A 1,210-nucleotide genomic window follows, 5' to 3' on the forward strand; every position below is an offset into this window, starting at 1 on the left:
AAAAAACTACAGGCTGAATGTAAAAAAAAACGTAGACTTCATAAATGACTATAAAGAGAGTAAGCATTCCTATGAGTTGGGATATATATCCAAAGATGAATTACTTGACATAGAAGATAAAATAAATGATTCGAACATGGCTATTATAAATCTGAATATAGAGAAAAATAATATTACTAATATATTAAAACTTGCAAAACCGTTGGTATCATCGCCTTTTATCATAAGGAATATTGCTGTAAGCAATGAGCAATATGTCAATTCAGGAGACGATATCGTAGATATTGAACTTCTGGATAAGTTTTTCATTGATGTTAAAATTGATCCTGTGTCTGAACAAGGAAATATCAAAGAAAAAAAGATAAGATATCGCTCTTTGGTCAATGGATTATCCGGTTTAGCATCTGTAGTCCGCATCACCCGTACCTTCGAAAATGGCCAGGATGATAAAAGTTCTGGTTTGAGGGTTGTAACATTGGCCATTGATGGTGATCATAAAAAACTCGCTGAATTACTCGATACTGCTTTTGAGATTGAAATAAAGTGATTAAATTAGATATTTATGAAAAACAGTTCAAGGATAAAAAAATCCTTAGTTCTATATCTGTTAATGTTGAAAAAGGTTCATTTCATGTTATTACAGGGCCTTCCGGGGTCGGAAAGAGTTCACTGTTAAACATACTTGGTTTGTTGGATAGTGAATTTGATGGGAATTATGAGTTTTGTGGTAAAAATATTAATCCGAAGGATTACAATAAAACTTCTCGTATAAGGAAGGAGTATTTTGGTTTTATATTTCAAGATTCTCTCATTAATGAAAAACAAAGTGTACTACGTAACATTCTATGCTCCGTAGATTATCCTTATTTAAAATTCGCAGAGAAAAATGCGCATACCATGCTTGAAATCGTTGGACTCCCTATGCCTGATATGAAGGTTATGAACCTTTCAGGGGGAGAAAAACAGCGTCTTGCTCTTGCAAGAGCTTTAATAAAAAAACCTAAAATTCTTTTGGCCGATGAACCCACCGCGAGTCTGGATAAAAATAATAAAAGGATTATTATGAATATTTTATCCGAATATAATAAAGATGGTGGAAGTGTCGTCATGGTGACACATGATCTTGAACTAATCACAAGCGACATGAGTTTAATTAAATTAGAGAACAACTAGCCAACAAGATGTTTTTGCATATTTTATTATTTATCTT

At 32.6% G+C, this 1,210-nt stretch carries 2 protein-coding genes; both read left to right on the forward strand.

The genetic code is table 11. The annotated features are described in order from the left end of the window. A partial coding sequence (locus A7098_RS23570) for an HlyD family secretion protein (protein ID WP_301005573.1) occupies nucleotides 1-547 on the forward strand: 547 nt, incomplete at its 5' end. Further along, complete coding sequence (locus A7098_RS23575) at nucleotides 544-1,173, forward strand: ABC transporter ATP-binding protein (protein WP_000593047.1); 630 nt, start codon at nucleotides 544-546, stop codon at nucleotides 1,171-1,173. The genes A7098_RS23570 and A7098_RS23575, both read left to right, overlap by 4 nt. The last annotated feature ends 37 nt before the right edge of the window (nucleotides 1,174-1,210 follow it).

This window comes from Escherichia sp. MOD1-EC7011, assembly GCF_002965005.1.
Lineage (GTDB): Bacteria > Pseudomonadota > Gammaproteobacteria > Enterobacterales > Enterobacteriaceae > Escherichia > Escherichia ruysiae.